This window comes from Microtetraspora glauca, from assembly GCF_040656155.1.
In the GTDB taxonomy this organism is placed as follows: Bacteria; Actinomycetota; Actinomycetes; order Streptosporangiales; family Streptosporangiaceae; genus Microtetraspora; species Microtetraspora glauca.
Map to the genome: position 1 here is coordinate 273,570 of NZ_JBFALK010000002.1, position 20,928 is coordinate 294,497.

At 69.5% G+C, this 20,928-nt stretch carries 17 protein-coding genes and 2 pseudogenes; 8 read left to right on the plus strand and 11 right to left on the minus strand.

Annotated elements, in window-relative coordinates; genetic code table 11:
• Nucleotides 1-2: 2 nt before the first annotated feature.
• The 3 genes from AB0I59_RS04465 to AB0I59_RS04475 form a co-directional block, all read right to left on the minus strand.
• Entirely contained in the window at nt 3-704 is a 702-nt protein-coding gene (locus tag AB0I59_RS04465; protein WP_228644790.1) for an HAD family hydrolase, read from the minus strand.
• Nucleotides 705-908: 204 nt separating this feature from the next.
• The gene (locus AB0I59_RS04470) at nt 909-1,202 is read right to left on the minus strand and encodes a hypothetical protein (RefSeq protein WP_358129953.1); all 294 of its coding nucleotides are present in this window, start codon (nt 1,200-1,202) and stop codon (nt 909-911) included.
• Between the two features lie 80 nt (nt 1,203-1,282).
• Entirely contained in the window at nt 1,283-2,182 is a 900-nt protein-coding gene (locus AB0I59_RS04475) for a carbohydrate kinase family protein (RefSeq protein WP_358129956.1), read from the minus strand.
• 253 nt (nt 2,183-2,435) lie between these two features.
• Between AB0I59_RS04475 and AB0I59_RS04480 the strand changes: the two genes are divergently transcribed.
• From AB0I59_RS04480 to AB0I59_RS04490, 3 genes are all read left to right on the plus strand, one after another.
• The gene (locus tag AB0I59_RS04480) at nt 2,436-3,047 is read left to right on the plus strand and encodes a winged helix-turn-helix domain-containing protein (protein WP_358129958.1); all 612 of its coding nucleotides are present in this window, start codon (nt 2,436-2,438) and stop codon (nt 3,045-3,047) included.
• A 67-nt stretch (nt 3,048-3,114) separates the two neighbouring features.
• Complete coding sequence (hrpA, locus tag AB0I59_RS04485) at nt 3,115-6,996, plus strand: ATP-dependent RNA helicase HrpA (RefSeq protein ID WP_358129961.1); 3,882 nt, start codon at nt 3,115-3,117, stop codon at nt 6,994-6,996.
• Nucleotides 6,997-7,009: 13 nt separating this feature from the next.
• Nucleotides 7,010-7,687, plus strand: coding sequence for an HAD family hydrolase (locus tag AB0I59_RS04490; protein ID WP_435830921.1), 678 nt, complete (start codon nt 7,010-7,012; stop codon nt 7,685-7,687).
• A gap of 732 nt (nt 7,688-8,419) precedes the next feature.
• Here the strand turns inward: AB0I59_RS04490 and AB0I59_RS04495 are convergent.
• Complete coding sequence (locus tag AB0I59_RS04495; protein WP_358129967.1) at nt 8,420-9,187, minus strand: collagen-like domain-containing protein; 768 nt, start codon at nt 9,185-9,187, stop codon at nt 8,420-8,422.
• A 199-nt stretch (nt 9,188-9,386) separates the two neighbouring features.
• On the opposite strand from AB0I59_RS04495, the pseudogene AB0I59_RS04500 reads away from it, so the two are divergent.
• Both AB0I59_RS04500 and AB0I59_RS04505 read left to right on the plus strand, forming a co-directional pair.
• A pseudogene (locus AB0I59_RS04500) lies at nt 9,387-9,590 on the plus strand (integrase core domain-containing protein); the annotation flags it as partial.
• 131 nt (nt 9,591-9,721) lie between these two features.
• Nucleotides 9,722-10,122 (plus strand): annotated as a pseudogene (locus AB0I59_RS04505) (hypothetical protein); the annotation flags it as partial.
• Between the two features lie 17 nt (nt 10,123-10,139).
• On the opposite strand, the gene AB0I59_RS04510 reads toward AB0I59_RS04505, so the two are convergent.
• Complete coding sequence (locus tag AB0I59_RS04510) at nt 10,140-10,691, minus strand: NUDIX hydrolase (protein ID WP_358129970.1); 552 nt, start codon at nt 10,689-10,691, stop codon at nt 10,140-10,142.
• A 34-nt stretch (nt 10,692-10,725) separates the two neighbouring features.
• A complete protein-coding gene (locus tag AB0I59_RS04515) occupies nt 10,726-11,937 on the minus strand; it encodes an SGNH/GDSL hydrolase family protein (RefSeq protein WP_358129973.1) in 1,212 nt (403 codons plus the stop codon).
• 378 nt (nt 11,938-12,315) lie between these two features.
• On the opposite strand from AB0I59_RS04515, the gene AB0I59_RS04520 reads away from it, so the two are divergent.
• Nucleotides 12,316-13,110: a tyrosine-protein phosphatase gene (locus AB0I59_RS04520; RefSeq protein WP_061257498.1), complete on the plus strand. Its 795-nt coding sequence runs from the start codon at nt 12,316-12,318 to the stop codon at nt 13,108-13,110.
• 135 nt (nt 13,111-13,245) lie between these two features.
• Here AB0I59_RS04520 and AB0I59_RS04525 read toward each other — a convergent pair whose 3' ends face one another.
• Nucleotides 13,246-14,343, minus strand: a complete 1,098-nt coding sequence (locus tag AB0I59_RS04525) for a Gfo/Idh/MocA family oxidoreductase (RefSeq protein WP_358129976.1) — start codon at nt 14,341-14,343, stop codon at nt 13,246-13,248.
• Between the two features lie 146 nt (nt 14,344-14,489).
• On the minus strand, nt 14,490-15,395 hold the full coding sequence (locus AB0I59_RS04530; protein ID WP_061257500.1) for a proteasome assembly chaperone family protein: 906 nt from the start codon (nt 15,393-15,395) through the stop codon (nt 14,490-14,492).
• 72 nt (nt 15,396-15,467) lie between these two features.
• Here AB0I59_RS04530 and AB0I59_RS04535 point away from each other — a divergent pair, with 72 nt between their 5' ends.
• Complete coding sequence (locus AB0I59_RS04535; RefSeq protein WP_358129980.1) at nt 15,468-15,605, plus strand: hypothetical protein; 138 nt, start codon at nt 15,468-15,470, stop codon at nt 15,603-15,605.
• A 251-nt stretch (nt 15,606-15,856) separates the two neighbouring features.
• On the plus strand, nt 15,857-16,855 hold the full coding sequence (locus tag AB0I59_RS04540) for a 4-epi-cubebol synthase (protein WP_358129983.1): 999 nt from the start codon (nt 15,857-15,859) through the stop codon (nt 16,853-16,855).
• Nucleotides 16,856-17,100: 245 nt separating this feature from the next.
• On the opposite strand, the gene AB0I59_RS04545 is transcribed toward AB0I59_RS04540, so the two are convergent.
• From AB0I59_RS04545 to AB0I59_RS04555, 3 genes are all read right to left on the minus strand, one after another.
• Nucleotides 17,101-17,748 carry a DUF3800 domain-containing protein gene (locus AB0I59_RS04545; RefSeq protein ID WP_358129986.1) on the minus strand — a complete coding sequence of 216 codons (648 nt, stop codon included), beginning with the start codon at nt 17,746-17,748 and terminating at the stop codon, nt 17,101-17,103.
• A 335-nt stretch (nt 17,749-18,083) separates the two neighbouring features.
• A complete protein-coding gene (locus AB0I59_RS04550) occupies nt 18,084-18,479 on the minus strand; it encodes an ACT domain-containing protein (RefSeq protein WP_358129989.1) in 396 nt (131 codons plus the stop codon).
• 336 nt (nt 18,480-18,815) lie between these two features.
• Nucleotides 18,816-20,927, minus strand: coding sequence for an ATP-binding protein (locus AB0I59_RS04555; RefSeq protein WP_358129992.1), 2,112 nt, complete (start codon nt 20,925-20,927; stop codon nt 18,816-18,818).
• Between the last annotated feature and the right edge of the window lies 1 nt (nt 20,928).

Sequence of the window (20,928 nt, forward strand, 5' to 3'; positions counted from 1 at the left end):
GGTCACCGGCTCTGGCGTACGCCGAGTTCGTCGAGGCGGTTGAGCATGTCGGCGGGGTCGGCGTACACCCGGAACGCTCCGGCGCGCTCCAGTTCGTCCCTGCCGTACCCGCCGGACAGCAGGCCGATCCCGAGTGAGCCGGCGCGGCGCGCGGCGAGCAGATCCCAGACGCTGTCGCCGACCACCATCGCGGACCGGGGCTCGATGTCCAGAAGGGCGGCACCGGCGAGGAACAGGTCGGGGTCGGGCTTGGCTCGCCGCACCAGGTCGCGGGTGACCATGGGCGTGTCCTCCGGCAGTTGGAGCATGTCGAGCGCCCGCCGGGCGGTCGCGGCGTACCCGCTGGTGGCGATAGCCCAGGGCACCCCGCGTTCGGTCAGCTCGGAGAGCAGCGAGATGGCCCCCGGCAGTGGCTTCACCGAGTCGATCTGCTCGGTGTAGGCGGCGGCGTGCGCGTGCTGAAGGTCGTCGATCTGTTCCTGGGTCAGCGACAGGCCGGTCTCGCGCAGCAGCGCGGTGACGAAGAGCCCTCCGCTCATGCCGATGCGCCGGTGGATCCGCCAGACCGACAGGTCGATGCCGAGCCCGGCCAGCGCGGACCGCCACGCGATGACGTGCTGGTACACGCTGTCGATCAGAGTGCCGTCGAGGTCGAAGAGGAACGCCGGATTGGCCGGTTCGGGATAACGAAGGTCAGTGCTCACCGGCCCATTCTTCCCCGTGGTCCGCCACGAGCCGTAAAGGAGTGCCCCAGTACGGCGATGCCCGCGGCCGCAGGGACCGCGGGCTCGGGACCGTCGCGCTGAGACCTCTGGGGCTCGAGAACCGCGGGAAAATCTGGAAAGGTCGGAAATGCGACCGATACAGGAAAGCGGTAGAACGGGATCCCGGCGCGGACGATCAGCGCATCACACGCCCGCGCGTGTAGGGGTGCGCATGGCCTGCTGCTGGGTCTCCTGCCAGTCGGCCATCTCGCTCTGCTTCATCTCGCGCATCTCCTCGATGCGGAGCGCGATCCCCATGCCGAAGAACGTGGGTGCCCACTCGCCGACGAAGATCCCCCAGCGGTCGGCCCGATCCTGGCCCGCGGCTTCGTAGTTCCTCGACACGAACCACGACGCGGCCGCGAGGCCGATCGAGGCCAGTCCGGCCGCGTACATCATGCCGGAGCGCAGGCCCATCCTGTGGAGTGTGCTGATCATGTTCCCCCCTGGTGGTGGTTTCCCCTCCCTATCGTTACCCTCCGTAATCGCGCATAATCCGGATGCTACTGATCAAATGGCTACAAACCGGCGTCCACCTCGGCGCGTGACGGCGGCGCCGCGCCCTCGCGCGTGCAGGTCAGCGCGGCGGCGCGGACCGCGTAGCGCAGGGACTCCGCGAGCGGCATGCCGCGGTCCATCGACCCGTGCAGGAAAGCGCCGGTGAAGGCGTCTCCGGCCCCCACCGTGTCCACCACGCGTACGGCGACGCCGTCCGCCGCGATCGGGGGACCGTCGCAGCTCAGCGCCACGGCCCCGGCGGCGCCCCTCGTCACGAGGACGAGATCGAGGCCGTGCTCGGCGAGCCACGCGCGGGCCGTGTCGAGCGGGTCGCGTTCCGGGTGGAGCCAGGCGAGGTCCTCCTCGCTGGCCTTGACGATGTGCGCCACCCGGAGCCACGCCTCGACCTGCTCCAGGTACGGCTCCCGCCCGGGAAGGACGGCGGGTCGCACGTTGACGTCGTAGACCACCGTGACCGCGTCGCGGTGCCCGGCCGCCCACGTGCGGAGGACGGCCGCGCCGGGCGGTACGACCGAGGCCAGCGAGCCGACGTGCAGCGCGCGCGTGCCGGGCGGGAGCGACCCGGGCAGCTCGCCGGGAGTCCACTGCCAGTCGGCGGTCTTCTCCATGGAGAACCGGAAGCCGGCGGAGCCGTGCTCGTCGAGGTCGACCACGGCGAGGGTCGTCGGCTCGGCCGCCTCGACGGCGAGGCCGAGGTCCACGCCGTTCGCGGTCAGGTGGTCGCGCAGCCGCCGTCCGAATCCGTCCCGTGACAGCCGGCACAGCAGGCGTACCGGGGTGCCCAGGCGTGCGACGGCCACGGCCGTGTTCGCCGGGCCGCCTCCCGGCACGGCGCGCCAGGTGTCCTCGGCGCCGGTGGGGACGAGGTCGATGAGGGCCTCGCCGCATACGATGATCACGTTTTCCTCCCGGTCGCCACGGTCGTCTTCCCGGTGGTCCTCGCGTCGCAGTCTGGCAGCGGACGGCCGCGACCGCTAATGCCATAATTTCCTACCTGGACACCATGGAATTTCGATGCCATGATGACCGCATGAGATCACGGCGAGTATTGACCGAGCGTCGTCACATCGACCTGCTCCGGGTCTGCGGCGCCGCCTGTTGATCACCGGTTCCACAGAATCCGGCACGTCACCAGGTTGAAGGAGAAAGGCAATGCCGCAGGCGGAGATCATCGACCTCGTCACCCGAGATCCGGTCCAGGAGCCGATCGGGCAGGACGAGGGCACCGTCCTCAGCGTCGTCCCCATCCCGGGGGTCGAGGCCGCGCTCATCATCGTCGGGCACGTCGTTCCGCTGGCGCGGGCGAAGGACGCGCGGCGCGTCCCGGGCGTCCCCCCGTCCGGGCAACCGGCCATGGCCTCCCCGGCCGTCCATCCCTCCCAGGCCGGGGAGGCCATCCGCTCCGCACAGACCGCACAGAACGCCCGGGCCGTTCAGGCCGCACAGACCGTGCGGCACGCGGGCGACTTCAGGGCGGACGAGTTCGTCGTCGACCGCGCGGCCCGGCTCGTCCGGGTGGGCGGCGAGGACATCGAGCTCACCTACCGCGAGTTCGAACTGCTCGACTACCTGTGCGCCGCACCCGGGCGCGTCTACAACCGCCGCCAGATCCTGGCCGCCGTGTGGGACAGGTACGGCGACGAGAGCGCGCGCACGGTCGACGTCCACATCCTGCGGATACGCAGGAAGCTGGGCCGCCACGCGGGGCGCATCGTCACGGTCAGGAACGTCGGCTACAAGTACCAACCCGCCCGTCCGGCCTGAGCCGTCGATCATTGGCAAGTAATCCGGTGGCGGAGACATACCTGGTCTTACCTATGCTTACGGCGGGATGAAAACTTCGCTCGCCGATCTGCAGGGCAGCCTGCCTGACCTGATGCTGCGCGACCAGCGCAGGCTCCGCCGGCGCATCGACGGCATGCGCAAGATACGGGACGGCAAGGCACGCCAGGCCGTGGCCGCCGAGATCGCCGCCGACATCGAGGCAGCCGAGCTCCGGGTCGCGGCCAGGCGTGACGCCGTACCCACGATCACCTATCCGCCGCAGCTGCCGGTCAGCCGGCGCAAGGACGACCTGCTGGAGGCCATCCGCGACAACCAGGTCGTCATCGTCGCGGGTGAGACCGGCTCCGGCAAGACCACCCAGCTGCCCAAGATCTGTCTGGAACTCGGCCGCGGCGTGCACGGCCTGATCGGCCACACCCAGCCGCGGCGGATCGCGGCCCGCACCGTGGCCGAGCGCATCGCCGAGGAGCTGTCGATCCCCCTCGGCGACGCGGTCGGCTACAAGGTGCGCTTCACCGACCACTCCAGCGACGGCACCCTGGTCAAGCTGATGACCGACGGCATCCTGCTCGCGGAGATGCAGACCGATCCGCTGCTCCTGCGGTACGACACGCTCATCATCGACGAGGCCCACGAACGCAGCCTCAACATCGACTTCATCCTCGGCTACGTCAAACAGCTGCTGCCCAGACGGCCGGACCTCAAGGTCGTCATCACCTCCGCCACGATCGACCCCGAGCGGTTCGCGCGGCACTTCGGCTCCGCCGCCGGCGACGCGCCGATCGTCGAGGTCTCCGGCCGCACCTACCCCGTCGAGGTACGGCACCGCCCGGTCGAGGAGGACGACGACCAGACGCAGGCCATCGTCAACGCGGTCGACGAGCTGTGCGCCGAGGGCCCCGGGGACATCCTCGTCTTCCTCAGCGGCGAGAGGGAGATCCGCGACACCGCCGACGCGCTGAAGGGCCGCCAGGAGGAGGTCCTCCCGCTGTACGCCCGGCTGTCGGCGGCCGAGCAGCACCGCGTGTTCCAGCAGCACCGCGGCCGCAGGATCGTCCTCGCCACCAACGTGGCCGAGACCTCCCTCACGGTCCCCGGCATCAAGTACGTCATCGACCCCGGCACCGCGCGCATCTCCCGCTACAGCCACCGGCTCAAGGTGCAGCGGCTGCCCATCGAGCCGATCTCGCAGGCGAGCGCCAACCAGCGCAAGGGACGCTGCGGCCGCACCTCCGACGGCATCTGCATCCGGCTCTACTCGGAGGACGACTTCCTCAGCAGGCCCGAGTTCACCGATCCGGAGATCCTCCGTACCAACCTGGCGTCGGTCATCCTCCAGATGACCTCGCTCGGGCTGGGCGACATCGCGGCCTTCCCGTTCGTCGAGCCGCCGGACAGCCGCCAGATCAAGGACGGCGTCAACCTGCTGCACGAGCTCGGCGCCCTCGACGCCAAGGGGCTGACCCTGGTCGGCCGCAAGATCGCGCAGCTTCCCGTGGACCCCCGGCTGGCCCGCATGGTCCTCGAAGCCGACAAGAACGGCTGCGTACGCGAGGTCATGATCATCACGGCCGCGCTGTCCATCCAGGACCCGCGCGAGCGCCCGGCCGACAAGCAGCAGGCGGCGGACGAGAAGCACCGCAGGTTCGCCGACAAGGAATCCGACTTCGTCACCTACCTGAACCTGTGGAAGTACGTCAGGGAGCAGCAGCGGGAGCTGTCCTCCAGCGCGTTCCGCCGGCTCTGCCGCGCGGAGTTCCTCAACTACCTGCGCGTACGCGAGTGGCAGGACATCGACAGCCAGCTCCGCCAGGTCGCCAAGAATCTCGGCATCGTCCTCAACAGCGTGGACGCCGACCCCCAGCGGGTGCACGTCTCACTGCTGTCCGGGCTGCTCTCGCACATCGGCGTCAAGGACGTCGAGTCGAAGGGCGCGCGCAAGCAGGACGGCCCGCGCCGCCCCATCACGGAGTACATCGGCGCGAGGAACGCCCGCTTCGCGATCTTCCCGGGGTCGGCGCTGGCCAGGACGCAGCCGCAGTGGGTGATGTCGGCCGAGCTGGTGGAGACCTCGCGGCTCTGGGCCAGGGTCAACGCCAAGATCGAGCCGGGCTGGGTCGAGCCGCTCGCCCAGCACCTGGTCAAACGCACCTACAGCGAGCCCCACTGGGAGAAGGACCAGGCCGCCGTCGTGGCCCTGGAGAAGGTCACCCTGTACGGCGTGCCGATCGTGACCGAGCGCAAGGTCAACTACGGCCGGATCGACCCGGAGCTGAGCCGCGAGCTGTTCATCCGGCACGCGCTCGTCGAAGGCGACTGGCGGACCCACCACAAGTTCTTCCACGAGAACCGCAAGCTGCTCCAGGAGGTCGAGCAGCTTGAGGAGAAGGCCCGCCGCCGCGACATCCTGGTCGACGACGAGACGCTGTTCGACTTCTACGACCAGCGGATCCCGGCCGACGTCGTCTCCGGGCGCCACTTCGACAGCTGGTGGAAGAAGACCGCCCCCGCCAAGCCCGACCTGCTCACGTTCTCACCCGAGATGCTGGTCAACGAGAGCGCGGACGTCAGCGCCGGGGACTACCCCGACGCGTGGCGGCAGAGCGGCCAGCGCATGCGCCTCACCTACCAGTTCGAGCCGGGCACCGACGCCGACGGCGTCACCGTGCACGTCCCCCTCGCCGTGCTCAACCAGGTCGACTCGGCCGGGTTCGACTGGCAGATCCCCGGGCTGCGCGAGGACCTCGTCACCGCGCTGATCAGGTCACTGCCCAAGCACCTGCGGCGCAACTTCGTGCCCGCCCCCAACTACGCGAAGGCCGTACTCGAGCGGGTGTCCTCCGCGAAGCAGGAGAGCGGAGCCCCGGCGGAGGCGCTGCTCGACGTGCTGGAGCGGGAGCTGCACCGGATGACCGGCGTGACCATCCCGCGTGACGCCTGGGCCCCCGACCAGGTGCCCGACCACCTGCGCATCACCTACCGCGTGATCGACGACAGGAAGCGCGCCATCGCCGAGGACAAGGACCTCGACGGGCTGAAGCGGCGGCTCGCGCCCAAGCTCCGCGCGACCCTGTCCAAGGCGGCCGACGACCTGGAACGCACCGGCCTGCGCGAGTGGACCATCGGCACGCTGCCCCAGGTGTTCGAGCAGGGCAGGATGAGGGCCTACCCCGCGCTCGTCGACGAGACCGGCAGCGTCGCGGTGCGGATGTTCGAGACCCAGGCCGAACAGCGACGCGCCATGTGGGACGGCACCCGCCGCCTGCTCCTGCTGGGCTCGGTCAACCCGGCCAAGGCCATCCTGCGCGGGCTCACCACGGCGCAGAAGCTGGCGCTCAGCCGCAGCCCGCACGGAGGCGCCGCCGAACTGTTCGACGACTGCGCGGCCTGCGCCGCCGACCGGCTGATCACCCAGGCCGGCGGTCCGGCGTGGGACGCCACCGGGTTCGGGCGGCTGCACGACCACGTGCGCGCCGGGCTGTACGACACCACCGAGGACGTCGTCGGCAAGGTGGAGCGGGTCCTGGCGACCTGGCACGCCGTGCAGAACTCCATCGCCGGCCCGGCGGACGCGGTCGCCGACATCAGGGAACAGCTCGACGGGCTGATCCACCCCGGGTTCGTCACCGCGACCGGGTACGCCCGCCTGACCGACCTGCACCGCTATCTGCGCGCGGTCGAGCGCCGGCTGCAGAAGCTGCCGGACGATCCGCACCGCGACCGCGAGTGGATGCACAAGGTCCACGACGTCGAGGACGACTACCGCGACCTGCTCGACCGGATGAAACCGGTGGAACGGGACGCGCCGGCCGTACGCGAGATCCGCTGGATGATCGAGGAACTGCGGGTCAGCTTCTTCGCCCAGCAACTCGGGACGCCGTCCCCGATCTCGGAGAAGCGCATCCGCAAGGCGATGGACCAGTTGTGACGGGCCAGTTGTGATGGAAGGGCGTGGGGAAAGCGTGGAAGCGGCCGTGATCCGGTCACTGGTGTTCGACGTCGGCGAGACGCTGATCGACGAGACGCGGATCTGGTCCCGGTGGGCCGACCGGCTCGGGGTGCCCCGCCTGACATTCATGGGCGTCCTCGGCGGGATGGCCGCGCTCGACCGCCCGCACGCGGACGCGTTCCAGGTGATCCGCCCGGGACTCGACCTCGACGCCGAGATCGAGGCATGGCGCCGTGCGGACCCGGACGGCCTGCGCGAGAACTTCGACGGCGACGACCTCTACCCCGACGTGCGCGGCAGCCTCGCGGCGCTCAGGTCCGCCGGGTACGAGCTGATCATCGCGGGCAACCAGCCGCGCCAGGCGTACGACGCCCTGCTGGCCATGGACCTGCCCGTTGACGCCATCCACACGTCGGCCGCCTGGCAGGTCGAGAAGCCCGCTCCCGAGTTCTTCGCCAAGGTCGCCGCCGTGGCGGGCCGGCGGCCGGAGGAGATCCTGTACGTCGGAGACCGGCTCGACAACGACGTCCTCCCCGCCAGGCGGGCGGGGATGCGGACCGCGCTGCTGCGCCGGGGGCCGTGGGGCTACCTCCACGCGGCCCGGCCGGGGGCCACCGAAGCCGACATGGTCGTCGACAGCCTGGCCGCCCTCGCCGCCCGCCTCACCTGAGCCGTTTCGTTTCGCGTTGTTTCGGTAAGCCGCCTTACGTGAGTTGTTTCGGTCTAATTTGTTCCGGTAAACGCCCCACGTGGGTTGTTTCACCCTGAGTCGGCGCTCACTGGTTGTCGCGCTATAGCCCATATGTGGGGGCGTATGGGTGCGCCGTAAGTACGTGCTTTATGCGCCTTGTGTAGGCTGTGCGCGCATGGACAACCTGCGTCGACGTCGTACGTTGGCAGGCTATGTGCCGATATGGAGGCGTATAAAGGGCGTCGCACATGGCCGGCGCATGGGGGCGCATGCGGAATGTCGCATATGGGCGATCTGCTCGGAAACATGTGAAGAGCCGCATGCGGGGCGCAAATATCTAAGTGCACGGCCATGATCATTTGTCGGACAAGCTCTAGAGTGGCGCTGTTTCGGAGGCCGCGGACCGGAACAAGGCGGATCTTCCTACCTCGCCGACAGGAGCGGCTGCCCCGCACCTCAGCCTGAAGCCGGGCCTTGCTATCCGGGTGCCACCACTCTCGTCCATGCCTTCCCCCGGAGGGACCGGCTAATCCGCCGCGAACACGAGTGGCTCCCCGGAACGATAGTCCGGGAAGCCACTCCTCCCGCCGTCGAGCACGCCGCAGCGGATCCCTGCACCTCGCCCGCCAGATCACCGCGCGAAGGCGCATGGTGTTCGTTGCGGTGTTCACGGCACGGCGGACATGGCCGCCGCGGGCGTCAGCGCCGCGATCAGCCTACGCAGATCGCCATGACATCTACCCAGACGTCACTAGCTATGACCCCCCAGCCCCTCGCCTGGTACTCGCCCCCCACCAGGGCCAGGCTCGGCTTACTCGCCCAGATCTTGGCATTTTTACCTTCGCTGTAGATTTCAAAGCCGCCGCCCGTGGCGATCTTGCCATTAGGGCAGAGTGGAGTTAGAGCCTGTGCCTTCTCTCTGTTGCGGAGGTCGACGCGCACCGTAACCATCACCGCCTTGCCCATGCCGCCGGGGTCCCCCTTAGGCCCCGGCTCGCCGTCCTTGCCGGGAAGGCCGCGCTCGCCGTCCTTGCCGTCCTTGCCGTCCTTGCCGGGAAGGCCGCGCTCGCCGTCCTTGCCGTCCTTGCCGGGAAGGCCGCGCTCGCCGTCCTTGCCGTCCTGGCCCTTGACGCCCTGGGGACCGGCAGGACCGGCAGGACCGGTTTCGCCCTTGTCGCCCTTCGGCCCCTGGAGGCCACGAGGACCCTGCGGCCCCTGCGCGCCGGTGCCACCGACGCCCGTTGCGCCGTCGGCACCGGTCTGGTTCCAGTAAGTCTTGTACTCGGTCGTCTTGCAGGTGGTCGTCGCGTTGACGATCCGGACGTAGCCCGACTTCTTCGCCACACAGCCGTAGATGATCTTGGAGGCAGAGGAGGCAGAGGAGGCGGAGGCCATGCCACCCACCGCGAACAGCGACCCCACGAGCGCTCCGACGCTCAGAACACCGATCGTGCGTCCACGCGGCACCTTGATAGCCACGGAAATGTTCCCTTCTTTGACGTTATTCCGCGCCAGGAGGGGTGGGCGCGACCGGATTTGCTCACGTGAGCAATGCTTAGACGTTCGATCGCCTCAAAACGATCAAAACTCAAACATCTCAATTTGATCTCGGGCATATAGCTCCAGAAGGCGTGAAGAGCATCGGAGCCCGCCGTCTCGGGAACTGCACCGCCCGGGGCGCATCCGCCCCTACCGGCCCCAGACCAACGGCAAGGTGGAGCGCTTCCATCGCACCCTCGCCGACGAGTGGGCCTACGCCCGCCCGTATGCCTCGGAAGCCGAACGCCGCACCACGCTTGATCCCTGGTCGCACATGTACAACCATCACCGCGGACACACCACGGTGAAAGGCCGGCCACCGATCAGCCGCGTCACCAACCTGGGCAGTACACCTGGGGGCCCTCCAGCGCGTGGCGGCCGCCACGATCACGGTGACGAGCCAGGGCGCACGTCATCGACGGGTACGCGATTTCCTCGGAGTGCGCTTAGCCGCCCTACGCCTTGCCCGTCGACCGGTGGAGCGACGACGAGTGGCTCCGGGTGATGGCGGAACTCCACCCGAGCGCGCAGAAGTTCGTCTCCCCGAACGAGGCATCCCCGGAGAAGTTCGTTCCCCCGAACATGTCTCGGATGCTCACCCACGAACCGATACGCCACCGTCCCGGCGTCGCCATCTCCCAAGAGTCCCTCCGCTTCGTCCGCCCGGCCGAGATCCTGTTCTGGTTCCCCGACTGGGTCCGCCAAGGCCCGCACCCTCCGGCACATGGTCGAGGCCCGCACCCTGGCCGGCGCGGAGGAGGAGATCCGGCTCGTCTTCGGCAGGATCGGCGCACTCATGAAGGAGGAGGCTCCGGCGCTGTTCGCCGACTACGTCATCGAGGACGGCGCGGATCCCCGGGTGGAGGAAGGTGTGAACGTGAACCGGTCGTGGTCAGGCGATGGTGGTCGGTGACCGCTCGGCGAGGGCTCCAATGAGGACCATCTCCCTGTGAGTGGCGTTGACCGCTCCCAGCACGTGCAACCACCACACCCACATCGGCTCGATCCCCGGCGCGGCCGCGAAGGCCTCGGCGGTCAGCGTGCCGCGGGCGTGGTCGGCGGTGCGGTCGGTCAGCTCCTGGAGCCGATCGACGTCGAGCCATCGGGCGTCGCGGGTCTCGTGAGGGCCCGGGGCGAGGTCGCCGGTGACGATGGCACGGTAGACGGTCCACTCGTGCCCGGCCCGGTGGCCTGCGCCGACCCGGCGGTGGCAGCGGTAGGACCGCCATCCTCCGGCGAACAGTTCCAGGCCGGTCACGGTCAGTCGGAGTTGTCCGGTCACCAGGTGGCGCGCGGCCTTCTCCGTGCTGCCGTGGTCGTCGACGTGGCAGGCGGCAGGTGCGACACCGACCAGCGGGGGCACGCGCTCGAACATCAGCCAGCGGTCCGCGTCATCGGTGATGGCTACGCCGACGGACAGGTGGTCGCAGACAGCCTTCTTCATCTCGGTCTCCGGGAAGGCGGGCGCGTGCTCGTCGTCAGAGGTGTGAGAGCCGCACCGTGTATGCGAGCCTGCGGCGGCCGGCGTCGCTGAGGTGGATGTGGTCGCCGTGGTCGTACGCTGCGGCGAGCTGCGCGGGATACCCGGGGTCGCGCACCGCCTTGTCGAAGTCGATCACACCGTCGAACGCCTTGCCGGTCCTGATCCACGCGTTGACCTCCTGGCGGATCTCCTCGCGCTCCTCGGTCCAGGTCGAGTATCCGTAGAACGGCGTCAGCGTGCCGCCGAGGATACGCAGCTTCCTGGCGTGCGCGAGTTTGATCATCTTCTTGTACGCCTCGATCAGCGGCTTCGCCGAGGTGTACTCGCCTCTGGAGATGTCGTTGATGCCTTCGAGCACCACGATCGTGCGCACCCCCGGCTGGGAGAGCGCGTCCCTTTTGAACCGGCTCAGCGCACTCGGCCCGACACCGGTGTACAGCACGCGGTTCCCGGCTATGCCGACGTTGAGCACGCCCACGCGCTTCTTGGCGGGCAGCTGGCCGACCCGCTGGTAGAGGTAGTCGGTCCACCGCCGGTTGGCGTCGTTGCCCTGGCCGGTGCCATCGGTGATCGAGTCGCCCAGCGCGACCACCGAGCCGATGCCGCCGTCGGCGGTCACCGCGATCCGGTCGAGGAAGTACCACTGCAGGCTGGTGGTGGTGAACGCCTCCCCGGACTCGCCGGCGGCGTGGTTCCCGGGCGTGGACAGGTAGGTCGTCGCGTAGGCCCGGTCGTGGCCGGTGACCTGCTCCACCGTCGTCGGGACGTAAGCGCTGATCACCACGTCCTGGCGGCCGGAGATCTTCCCGGGAAGGGCGTCGCTCCAGACGGCCTGGCCGGGCCGGATCGTGACCCACGCGCGCCCGCCGAAGGTCAGCGGCCGGTTGGTCTTGCCGACGATCTCGGCGCCGTACGCCTGGAGGCCGAGATGCACGCTCTTGAACGTGACCGGCACGACGCCGAAGACGTTGGACAGGCGGATCCGCAGGCCGGATCCTCCGACGCTGGTGCGCGCCACCATGCGGATGGTCTGGCCGCCGATCGGGGCGAGCAGCCGGTCGTCGACGGTCAGCCGGTCGCTCGCGGCCGACCACGTCCCCACAAGGTGGCGGGACTCCGCCGCGGCCGGTGACAGGGGAAGCACTCCCGCCATCACCCCAGTCATGACCAACACCGCCATGGCCAACCGGTGAACCGGCCGTCGCATCGTCGTCCTCCTGTTTGATCGCCTTGTGCGACGGCTTACATTACGGGCATTCGTGACAGTAGACGCAGGAGTCAGCGGTGAATTGTCTGGGAAGATCGGGTCCACCGTGTCCCGTGTTCCGGATGAGCCGATGACGCGACGGTGATGATCAGCAGGTGATCGGCGGTTCGCCGTCCTCTTCCCCGGCACTGCCGACGACCGGCGCGCCTTGACAGGTTCCGACGTGCCCCGACACGCCGGGGCCGGATTCTGACAGCCCAGGGCGCTCCCGGCCGGAAGACGGCGGCCTACGGCGGGCCACAGCGGGACGGAACCCGGCCACCGAACATTCACTCTCCTCTCATGGCGCCGACGTACGGGCGGGATAGGGTCGAGGCGATGAACGAAAATGAACGATGGATTGTTCTCGACGGCGCGGTCAACGTAAGAGATCTCGGCGGTCTACCCACCGCCGACGGAGAAGCCACTAAATTCGGGCGCATCCTCAGGGGCGACAACCTTCAGGGGCTGACCGGGGAAGACCTGAACCGGCTGGTCGGAGACCTCAAGCTCAGGAACGTGGTCGATCTGCGCTCCCAGGCCGAGGTACGGCTGGAGGGACCGGGGCCGCTGACCCGGATGACCGAGGTCGGTCACCACCACCACAGCCTGTTCGCCGAGGCCGGCCGGTTCACCGACGTGGAGGCCGACACGATCGAGGGGGACAAGGTCCTCCCCTGGGGACGGTCGCCGAAGGTCGACGAGGAACTGCGGGTCACCGGCTACTACTACGGATATCTGCGCGCTCGGCCCGACTCGGTCGTGGCGGCGCTGCGGGTGCTCGCCCGCGACGACGGCATGGCGCTGGTCCACTGCGCGGCGGGCAAGGACCGCACCGGAGTGGTGAGCGCCCTCGCCCTCGCCGTCGCCGGGGTGACCCGCGAGGCGATCATCGCGGACTACGCCGCCACAGGCGAGCGTCTTGAAGGGGTCCTCGCCCGGCTGCGGGCCAGCGACACCTACCGGGCCGACCTCGACGGCAAGCCCGCCGACCACCATCTGCCGCGTCCCGAATACATGGCGCAGTTCCTGCACACGCTCGACGTGCGGTTCGGCGGCCCGTTCGGCTGGCTGGAGAGCAACGGCTGGACCGACGGGGACACCGACGCCCTCCGCTCCCGCCTCATCTCCTGACAGTGGCGCCGACGGGGTCCGCATGGCCGACCGGCGCCGCGGGGAAGCCACGGCCGGCAAGGGCCGCGGCGCGTCCAGAGTGTCCGAAGGGGACGCGGACCCCGACCGTGAAGATCACGAACACGGCTGGGAGTACTAACGGGTCTCCAGGACCACGGTCGACCGGGTGGCCGCGGAGCGCCGGGCCGCCTCAAGGACGGTGAGGGACTCGACGGCGTCGCGCGGGTCGACGGGCGGCGGAGCGCCGTCCCGCAGACACGCCACGACGCCGGCGTAGAACTCCTGGTAGGCGCCCGGCTCCGTGGGGACCGTACGGCTGTCGCCCTCGACGCCGAGTTCGCCCCAGCGGTCCGGCGGCTCCACGCCCCAACCCCCGCGGTTCGGCCCCGTTCCGGCCGGCTTCTCATCGGGCGTCGTCTGGACGCCGGGGCGTTCGTTCGCGCGCAGGCGGTCCTCCTGCGGGTCGAGGCCCCATTTCACGTACGCGCTCCGCGAGCCGAGCACCCGGAACCGGGGGCCGAGCCGTCCCGCCACGGCGCTCATCCACAGATGGGAACGCCCGCCATCCGCGTGGGTCAGCGCCACGAACGCGTCGTCGTCGGATCGCACGCCCGGCCGCCGCACATCGGTCTCCGCGTACACGGTGGAGACCGGACCGAGGAGCTGGAGCGCCTGATCGACGAGGTGGCTGCCGAGGTCGTAGAGCACGCCGCCGATCTCGTCCGGGCCCCCCAGCTCGCGCCACCCGCCCTTGGGCACCGGCCGCCAGCGCTCGAACCGGGATTCCAGCCGGTTGATCGTGCCGAGCTCCGGCAGCAGGCGGCGGATGGTCAGGAAGTCACCGTCCCACCGCCGGTTCTGGAACACGGTCAGCATCAGGCCGCGCTCGGCGGCCAGCCGGACGAGGTCGAGGGCCTCGGCGGCGGTGCCGGCGAGCGGCTTGTCCACCACGACCGGAAGACCCGCTTCCAGCGCGGCCCGCGCCAGCGGCACGTGCGTACGGTTCGGCGAGGCGATCACGACCAGGTCGCACCGGCCGGCCAGCTCGCCGGCCGACGCCACGACCTCCGCGCCGGGATGCGCGTGCCGGGCCCGGCCGGCCCGTTCCGGGTCCCTCGTCACCACCGAGGCCAGCCGGAGGCCGGGGGTGGCGGCGATCAGCGGCGCGTGGAAGAACGCGCCCGCCGTCCCGTACCCGGCGAGGCCGACGCGGATCTCAGACTCGTACGGCATGGCCCAACGATATTGGCCCCACGCCGCCGCCCCGCTCCACCGCCCCCACGGTGCCCGCCCGCCGGGTGCCCACCGTCACGACGGATCGTGACGACACGGACCTCGCGACGCCGACCTGATGGCACGGCCGTTCGCGGAGGGGCGGATCAGCTGTCGCGGTCGTCGCGCTCGGCCAGGAACGCCTCGAACTGGGCGGCCAACTCATCACCGGTCGGCATGGGGGTGTCCTCGGCGAGGAGGCTCTCCCTCTCGGTGCCCGACTGGAAGGCGTCGTACTGCTGCTCCAGCCCCTGGATGGCGCTCGACAGCTCGGCGGACGCCTGGATCTGCTCCTCGATCTCGGCGTTGGTCTTCTCCGCGGCCTCCCGGAGCGCCTCGGTGGGGAACACCAGGCCGGTGCCGCGGGTGACCGCCTCCAGGGCCGCCACCGCGGACTGGTGGTACTCCGCCTGGGCGAGATAGTGCGGCACGTGCACCGCGTACCCGAGCGCGTCGTGCCCCTTGGCGCCGAGGCGGAGCTCGATCAGGGCGGCGACGCTTCCCGGCACCTGGACCCGGCCGAACGGGCTCGGCGGCCCGGTGACCAGTTCGGGGCGGCTGCCGTGGGTGGTGAGGCCGAGCGGGCGGGTGTGCGGGACGCCCATCGGCACGCCGTGCGCCGTCACCAGAGTGCCGACGCCGAGCCGGGTCACGAGCATGCCGACGGCCTCGGTGAACAGCTCCCACTCGCGGTCGGGCTCCGGGCCCGTCATGATCAGGAACGGTGTGCCGGTCACGTCCTCGGTGAGGTAGACGGCCAGCTCGGGGGTGTCGTAGTCCGCCCAGCGGTCCCCGTCGAACGTCATCATGGGCCGCCGGGAGCGGTAGTCGAGGAGGCGGTCCACATCGAACGTGGCGATCACACGGTGGTCCAGCTCGGACAGCAGATGCCCGAGCGCCAACCGGCCCGCGCCGCCGGCGTCGACGAAACCCTCGAAGTGGTAGAGCAGCACCGGATCGGTCAACTCTGGGGCGTCGCCGTCGAGCCTGTAGAGATCCGTCGGGTCGAGCACCTGAGTCCCAGCCTTTCCTCATGAACGTTTCTCTGGTGAACCAGCGAGAAGTCCCGTGGATTCCGCGTCGGTGTGCTGGACCCTACCTGGTGGACAACGGGTCGCATGGAGCAGGACCCGGAACTGGAGGAGTTCGCGGCCAAGTTACTGGTGCTCGCGCGGGCGGGCACGCCGTCCGCGCTCGACACCGCGCGCATGTTCGGCCGATGACGGCTGTTCGCGGCCAGTGGGCCCACGCCTCGCCGCCCGGTGGGCCCACGCCACGGTGCCCGGTACGCCCACGCCCCGGCGCCGGGGTCCATGCCGGCGGGTGCGGTGGCGACCGGTTCGGCACGTTCGGCACCGGCGAGTAGGGAGCGTCCAGCGAACGGCCACAATTTGCGGAATTTCCGCTAAGTCCGAAATTCCATTATTTGCTGTGACTCTAGCTATTTGTTGGCTCGCTAGTCATGCTGTTGGGCGTGTCGAATCCTTCCACGCTCACCCACAACAGACCGCCGTTGCGCATCCCCGCGCTGACCTGCCCGTTCCCCAGCGAGGTCAATCCGTACGTCGAGGAAGTGGACAGAGACACGCTGGCCTGGCTGGCCGCGTCCGGAATGATCGAGGGGGCCGAAAACCTCGGGCGTTACGGTGCGGCCAGGTACGGCTGGCTGGGCGCGCGCACCTATCCCTACGCCGCCCGGGAGCTGTGCCAGCTCGTCACCGACTGGTGCGTGTGGTTGTTCGCGTTCGACGACGCGTTCTGCGAGTCGGACCGGGCGGCCGCCGAGATAGCCAGGGCGCTCCCGCTGTTCATCTCCGTCATCGACGATCTCGGCGACGGCGACCACGTCGGCAACGTCTTCGCCCGGTCGCTGCTGGAGATCAAGACCAGGATCGCCGCCGCGGGGAACGGCGACCAGCTCGACCGCTGGCGGGCCATGACCAAGGACTACCTCTTCGCCCAGGTCTGGGAGGCCGCCAACAGGGAGCAGGACGTCGTCCCGACCTTCGACGACTACATCGTCATGCGGCGCAGGACCGGCGCGATGCTCACGGTCTTCGCGCTGATCGACGTCGCCGCGGGCGGCTGTCTCACCCCCGACGAGTGGCGCCACCCCGACGTGCGGGCGATCACCGAGCACGCGAACGACGTCGTCGTCTGGGACAACGACCTCATCTCGTACGCCAAGGAGACCGCCGGCCCGAACATCCACAACAACATGGTCAGCGTGCTCCGCCGGCACAAGGGATGCTCCACCCAGGAGGCGATGGACCTCATCGGCGGCATGCGCAACGACGCGGTCGCCGGGATGGTCGCGCTGAAGCCCCGGCTCGACGCCCTCGGCTCCGCGGGGGTCGCCGCGTACGTCAGGGGCCTGGAGTACTGGATCAGCGGAAGCGTGGACTATTCGCTGACCAGCTCCCGCTACGTGCACGCCTGGTCGGCGCAGGCGCCGCCCGGCGGCGACATGTGAGCACGGGCGGGTACAACACGGCCGTGGCGTCGGCGGACGGGACTTCCCTTCGACCGGGGACCGTGCGCCGACCGCCTCGTATCGAACAGTCCGCCAAGTTTTCGAGCGTCGTTACAAGGATGGAGTGTGACAATGCTCGAAGCGGTTGACCCGCGTCGTCTCGATGGCGTGTACTGACGATGGCCAGTGACAAGAGGTCCAGGGGACCTCTTCCCCCCCGGGGATAGCTGGCCATTATCGTGCGCCTAGCCCCAGGGCCGGGAGAACGAGCTCAATGTCGGCTCCACCGCCCACATGAAGCCGGCATCGCCCCGTTCCAGCTTCCTCTGGACGGCCCACAGCCCGTAGTCGGCCACCTGCAGCCCCCAGCTCGTACTGGAATCCCAGGTACAGACCACAACATCCCGGCGCGACGGCGCGCAGTCCTCGCACACTTCCCTGATCGCGTCCTCGAACGCCTTCTTCCGCGCCGAGGTGCCCAGCGTGGCGACCACGACGTAGAGGATGTCCCCCTGCACGGTGATCTGCTTGGCGATCTCCTTGAAGTGCAGGTACCAGGCCTCCCGGTACAGGTGGAGATCCCCTTTTTCGCGTTCGGAGTCGTGCGCGTTCTCCTTCGCGAGGAACGTGGCATCGAATCGGGGAGCCTGCGCCTTGATAACGTCATAGACCTCCTTGCGCGTCCGGTAATTGTCGTTCTTCGCGTGATATCCGCGCGGGAACGCCAGGCCCGCCCGTGAATGGGTCAAGCGCAGCCGATGCCCCTGCCACACGGCCTGGTCGTGGTCGCCCACGAAAGTCGCCGTTCCGATACCGAAATACTTCGAGCCGCCGCCGCTGACGTTGTAGTCGAGGTTGCCGGTCTCGTCGGCGTACATGAAGACCTCGGACATGGACGGCCTCACTGATCACGTGGCTTCGCATCTGTCACGCAACCGGTACCACAGCCGACCCCGGTTCTGGCGAAAACCGGTGATGAGGCGGCGCCGCGGCGGGGGAGTGGCGCGCGTTTCGCCGTCGTCTTGCCGCCTTTACGGCTTTCGCGTAGGCAATGAGAGGTCAGAGGCGTTCGAGAACGGCATCCTTTTCAGCGGCTCGCTTCTGTCACCGCGGCGCGGCCGCCACAGCGCGCAACGGAAGAAAGGCAACGGAAGAACAGTCACTACCCCGCAAAAAGGAATGCGGCCTCCTGCGCGATCTGTCCCTCGCACGCCGCGTCCCACCCCGGCTAGACGCCGGACGATCGCAGATGCGTGGTGTCCACCTGATGGCCCGCGTCCTCGAGAACGGCGACGGCCTCCTTGGCCCTGGGCTCGGGCACGAGCACCAGGTCCCCGTGGAACGTCGAGGCGACGAACACCGGAATCGCCGCCTCGGCCAGCGGCCCCACGATCGCCGCCAGCATGCCGGGCACGTCCAGGCCGTGCGCGATCGCCCCGCCGTACAGGCCGATCCACCGATCGCCGGACCCCGTCGGCCAGGTCTCGCGAACGACGGTGAGGCCTTCTGGGGCGCGGACCAGCGCGATCCACTCGTCGTCCTCGGGGAACGTCGCATGCGGCACATGTTCGACGGCGAAGACGGATGGCACGACGCCCAGGCGCTGAGCAGGAGGCACGTTCATGAGATGTGTGTACCAGAGGCACCGTTCGGCTCGTGCCGCGCGGAGGCCTTCGGACACGCAGGCGATGGTCGTAACGGTACTCGCGGACCCCGGGTGACGCGCGAGCCTGCGCTCCCAGGCGTCGGTTCTCCGGCGTCGCGTCGCCCGCCGTGGACCGGGCGGCGCCCCCGGATTCCGCGCGTCGGCGCCGGTCCCGGTCAGGCGACGGTGGTCAGGCAGCCGGGCCGATCTCGCCGGGCACGAGCCCGGTGTGGCGGGTCACCGAGCGGCCTGGAGATCGGAGACCCGGGTACGGGTCCCGGCGACGCGCGGACGGGCGCCGACGAGGTCGGGCATTCAGTCCGGGTCGTGCGGCTCGTCGAAGTCGTCCAGCGCGTACTCGATCAGCTCGCTGAGCGAGAGCCGCGTGCCCCGGCTGTACGCCTCCTGGTAGGCGGCGTCACCGAGCAACTTCCTGCACTCCTTGACGCACTGCTCGTGCTCGTTCGTGAAGAACGGCGACCCGAACTGCGGCAACCCGAAGGTCCGCCAGTTGGTCTGGGCCGCGCCGAGCAGGTGCGCGGTGTACTCCGGCCGGCCCATCTCCAGATAGAGCCCGGCCATCACGTCCACGCACAGCACGATGCCGAGGACGTCGTGGAAGTACCGCTTGATCCGCAGCGAGGACTTGCAGCTCTCCAGCGCCTCGTCGCGGCGGCCGGTGGCCCGCTGGACCTGCGAGGTGGCGTACCACGCGTAGGAGCGCAACCACTGCTCACCGCGCTCGGTGCACACCTTGACGCAGTCTTCGAGGAGCCCCTCGGCCTCCGCGAAGTCACCCTGCGCGAACAGGACCATGGACAGCTCCACGATCGCGGGCAGCAACCCGGGGTTGAGCTCCCGCCCGCCCCGGTGGAACTCGATGGCCACGCCGAGCAGGGCCGTGGCCTTCTTCGCGTCGCCCTGCAGCATCGCGGTGGTGCCCTGCATCTTGGTCGCCAGGATGACGGCCCCGGAGTCGCCGGCCCGCACCGCCTCGCTGCTGCACTCCTCTGCCGCCGCCAGCGCGCCGGGCAGGTCGCCCTGGGCGCTGCGGATGTACGCCAGCACCCACAGGGCCTTGCATCGTTCCTTGCTCGGCACCCGTGACGCGGCGAGTGCTCTTTCCAGGTAGACCGCACCCTCCCGGGCGAATCCGCACGCGACCCAGAGGAACCACAGCGACGACAGCAGCTCCTGGCCGACACGCGCCTCGATCGGGTCGGACAGGCAGTAGTCGAGCGCGACCCGGATGTTGTCGTGCTCCTGGCGCATGCGCACGTACCACTGCACCTGCCGCGGACCCGACCAGGAGTGCTCGCCGCGCTGGGCGAGCTGCAGGTAGTGGTCGCGGTGGCGGCGGCGCAGCGCTTCGGTCTCGCCGAGCTTCTCCAGCCACTCGGCGCCGTACTGCCGGAGGGTGTCGATCAGCCGGTACCGGTGGCCGACCGGGGTGGCGAAGCTGAACAGGATCGACTTGTCCACCAGGCCGGTGATCACGTCCAGGACGGTCGCGGCCTCGAGGCCGTCGCCCGCGCAGACGTAACGGGCCGCGTCCAGGTCGAAGTCGCCCGCGAACACCGACAGGCGGGCCCACAGCAGCCGCTCGGCCGGCTCGCACAGCTCGTGGCTCCAGCCGATCGCCGCGCGCAGCGTCTGGTGCCGCGGCAACGCCGTACGGCTGGCGCCGGCCAGCAGGCTGAAGCGGTCGGTGAGGAGCGCGAGGATCTGCTCGACCGACAGCGCGCGCAGGCGGACGGCGGCGAGCTCGATGGCGAGCGGGATCCCGTCGAGCCGCCGGCACAGCTCCGACACGGCCGACACGTTGCTCTCGTCCACCACGAAGTCCGGCACGACAGCGCTGCCCCGCTCCGCGAAGAGCTGGACCGCCTCGTTGGTGTACGGACTCTCCGAGGGATCGTCTCCCGGCACGGCGAGCGGAGGGATCGCGATCGTGTGCTCGCCGGGGGCGTTGAGCGACCGGCGGCTCGTCGCGATGATCCGCAGGTTGGGCGCCCGGGCCAGCAGCTCCTGCGTCAGCTCGGCACAGGCGTCCACCAGATGCTCACAGGTGTCCAGGATGAGCAGGATCTCGCGGTCGCCCAGCCACTCGGCCAGGGTCTCGGACCCGGCGCGGTGCGACTGGTCGGCGATGCCGAGCGCCGACGTGATCGTGTGATGGACCATCCCGGCGTCCTGCAGCCGCGCGAGGTCGGCGTACCAGACGCCGTCCTTGAACTGCTGGCGCACCAGATGGGCGATGCGCAGGGCCGTACGGGACTTGCCCACGCCCCCGATCCCGGTCACGGTGACCAGTCGGGAGTCGCGCAGTCGCTGTCTGATGGTGGCGAGAAGCCTGGTCCGACCCACGAAGCTGGTCAGCTCCGCGGGCAGGTTGCCCTCTCGACGCCATCCTGCTGGCGTTGCCATG

Bases quoted from the DNA above. Each gene is read 5' to 3' on its own strand.
- AB0I59_RS04470 (WP_358129953.1), bottom strand. From the start codon at position 1,202: ATGATCAGCACACTCCACAGGATGGGCCTGCGCTCCGGCATGATGTAC.
- AB0I59_RS04480 (WP_358129958.1), top strand. From the start codon at position 2,436: ATGCCGCAGGCGGAGATCATCGACCTCGTCACCCGAGATCCGGTCCAG.
- hrpA (WP_358129961.1), top strand. From the start codon at position 3,115: ATGAAAACTTCGCTCGCCGATCTGCAGGGCAGCCTGCCTGACCTGATG.
- AB0I59_RS04490 (WP_435830921.1), top strand. From the start codon at position 7,010: ATGGAAGGGCGTGGGGAAAGCGTGGAAGCGGCCGTGATCCGGTCACTG.
- AB0I59_RS04510 (WP_358129970.1), bottom strand. From the start codon at position 10,691: ATGAAGAAGGCTGTCTGCGACCACCTGTCCGTCGGCGTAGCCATCACC.
- AB0I59_RS04515 (WP_358129973.1), bottom strand. From the start codon at position 11,937: ATGCGACGGCCGGTTCACCGGTTGGCCATGGCGGTGTTGGTCATGACT.
- AB0I59_RS04520 (WP_061257498.1), top strand. From the start codon at position 12,316: ATGAACGAAAATGAACGATGGATTGTTCTCGACGGCGCGGTCAACGTA.
- AB0I59_RS04525 (WP_358129976.1), bottom strand. From the start codon at position 14,343: ATGCCGTACGAGTCTGAGATCCGCGTCGGCCTCGCCGGGTACGGGACG.
- AB0I59_RS04545 (WP_358129986.1), bottom strand. From the start codon at position 17,748: ATGTCCGAGGTCTTCATGTACGCCGACGAGACCGGCAACCTCGACTAC.
- AB0I59_RS04550 (WP_358129989.1), bottom strand. From the start codon at position 18,479: ATGAACGTGCCTCCTGCTCAGCGCCTGGGCGTCGTGCCATCCGTCTTC.
- AB0I59_RS04555 (WP_358129992.1), bottom strand. From the start codon at position 20,927: ATGGCAACGCCAGCAGGATGGCGTCGAGAGGGCAACCTGCCCGCGGAG.